This window comes from Acinetobacter genomosp. 33YU, assembly GCF_001990725.1.
Taxonomy (GTDB): Bacteria; Pseudomonadota; Gammaproteobacteria; order Pseudomonadales; family Moraxellaceae; genus Acinetobacter; species Acinetobacter seifertii.
In genome coordinates this window covers 1-2,196 of the sequence record NZ_LFZQ01000029.1, presented here as the reverse complement: position 1 = coordinate 2,196, position 2,196 = coordinate 1, and the positions used below count along the sequence as shown (strand labels likewise).

Annotated in this window: 3 protein-coding genes; 1 reads left to right on the top strand and 2 read right to left on the bottom strand. The window is 42.8% G+C overall.

Going from position 1 to position 2,196, the window contains the following annotated elements:
* Both AC056_RS19010 and mobA read right to left on the bottom strand, forming a co-directional pair.
* Positions 1-849 (bottom strand): hypothetical protein (locus AC056_RS19010; protein ID WP_213033518.1); only part of this gene is annotated, 849 nt, incomplete at its 3' end.
* Between the two features lie 429 nt (positions 850-1,278).
* Positions 1,279-1,602, bottom strand: a complete 324-nt coding sequence (mobA, locus tag AC056_RS19005) for a plasmid mobilization protein MobA (protein WP_000166966.1) — start codon at positions 1,600-1,602, stop codon at positions 1,279-1,281.
* A gap of 284 nt (positions 1,603-1,886) precedes the next feature.
* Here mobA and AC056_RS19000 point away from each other — a divergent pair, with 284 nt between their 5' ends.
* Entirely contained in the window at positions 1,887-2,081 is a 195-nt protein-coding gene (locus tag AC056_RS19000) for a Rop family plasmid primer RNA-binding protein (protein ID WP_039023183.1), read from the top strand.
* Positions 2,082-2,196 lie beyond the last annotated feature (115 nt).

The following is a 2,196-nucleotide window of genomic DNA, read 5'->3' as shown; positions in this document are numbered from 1 at the left end:
ATTCTTCTCAAAACGTCTAGCAAAAAGAACAAACATAATCCTCTGGTTTGTCCTAGAGGACTTGGTCATCTGAACTTTTCTTATGAAGGTATCAGCAGCATCGGTGGTAATTTCATTTCGATTAAACCCTAGAGCAAAATCACAGACAACAAAACCTGGGATGAGTCCATCGCTGGAATATTCAGCAAGAGGGGACACATAACTTGGCGCTGTTATATCCCACTCGAAAGAACCAACCACAGGATTGTTCTCTCCATCATATTTTGTTTTTATTTGATTAAAAGCCACAATACCTAAATTTCGCAACCATGCCTTAATCAGTTCAAATATTGGCTTATCAAAAAAAGACTCGCAATTTGCCATATTAAAGATGCTGATATCATTAGCTATATTATTATTTATCAAAACACAATCACCAATACCATCAATATACACAGATCTAAGTATTTTAGCTGAAAGCAGATTTTTTAGAACAGATTCATAACTTAAATGCTTGGCCTGCTTTATCGGAGAGCCAGACACAATCCCAAAATCCTTTACCTTCAAGTATCCGCCATTATTAATTACGGAAAGTATAGCGTGAGAATACGCCGAATTTGCCTCACGCATACATTTTTTGAGCGCCCGCCAAAATTTGAAGCTACCAAAGTCATCTTTTAGATAAATGAATCTCCTGTTATGACTAAATCTTAAAAATGGCAACTTACCAATATCAGTGCTTCGAGAGATCATTTTACGTATTGCATCAGATGACATAGAAGGATTCTGACGCTTAATCCTCTCAGCAAGTTCAGAAGATATGCACGGACCATAACTCTCAAGCACTTGTCTAACAATGTTTTTTTTCATAAATTCATCTTATTTTTGTCACACTACGCTATTTATAAAATTACACTACGTGTAATATCTATAGATCCCAAAAAAAACACAAAGAAAAAAATCATAAAAATCAAACATTTAACAAAAGCAACATATCACAAAAAACACACCTGCGAGATTTATCCTTAAAAATCAAGATGTTACGTTTGTGACATTTCATCATCATATATCAACCGCCCTATTTACCATAATCCCTTAATTACGCGCACCGCTAAAACGCGCTGAACGCGATTCTGCCGCAAACACCGCAAAAAGAGATGTTTTACCCAGTGAAAACCGGAAAAATGCGTCAGGACCGTTTTCAGCTCACTGCATAGCTATGCATGAAAGTGAATGGCGATCGGTTTGGGGCCTTACGGCGTTCATACCGTCTGTTTTCGACAGTTTCTCTCCGGGAAGCTAATCTGCCATAAGCCTGGATAACAGGGCCCGGTGATACTCCGTAATAGCGATCAGCACCTCCGCATACTCTCTGTCCCCGACACGCTTGCCGTCGATAAAGAGTTTTTTCTGTAACGCCCCCAGTCTCATAACTTCTTTCAGTACCCGATCATCAGTCAGTGAGTTAACTTTCTTACCGAGAGCTGCCGCCCGTAAAAAACCGGAAACGGTCTTGCCGCATTCAGCAGCCCTTTTTCTGATTTCCTGGTCTTCTTCTGCCGTCAGACGAACAGGGCGACTGATAGCCCGCCTGCGCGTATTACTTCCACTTCGTTTTGTCATAAAACATGGCTCCGTATCTGACATGGGGTGTCGGGGCGAAGCCCTGACCAGGGTAATTGTAATAGCGCGCATGTATGCGCGGTATAACAATTACACATCCTGTCCTGTCAGCAAGTTCGAATTACCGACAAAGGCACGGCAGTTTTTTGGCAGTGACAGTATTGTCAGGCAGAAATGCCCGTCAAAGAGTCAGACGGCAGAATACCGGCGGCAAAACTGTCGAAAAGTGGTACGCGATATAATCACACGACGCAGATGACAGACAGAACGGAGAAAACAGAAAGATGAACAAGCAGCAGCAAACCACACTTAACATGGCAAAATTCATAAAAAGCCAGAGCCTGACGCTGCTCGAAAAACTGGACTCACTCGATGCTGATGCACAGGCCGCCATGTGTGAGAAACTGCACGAACTCGCAGAAGAACTCCAGAACAGCATACAGACACGCTTTGAATCGGAAAGTGGCACCGGGGTATAACAGTGTATCCTGCTCCAGACAGGATGCAGAACGGTATACCGGTGCGTAAGGAGAAAATGCCACATAAGGCGCTCTTCCGCTTCCTCGCTCACTGACTCGCTACGCTCGGTCGTTC

Excerpts from the sequence above, each read along its gene's own strand:
- mobA (WP_000166966.1), bottom strand. The coding sequence starts at position 1,602 with ATGACAAAACGAAGTGGAAGTAATACGCGCAGGCGGGCTATCAGTCGC.
- AC056_RS19000 (WP_039023183.1), top strand. The coding sequence starts at position 1,887 with ATGAACAAGCAGCAGCAAACCACACTTAACATGGCAAAATTCATAAAA.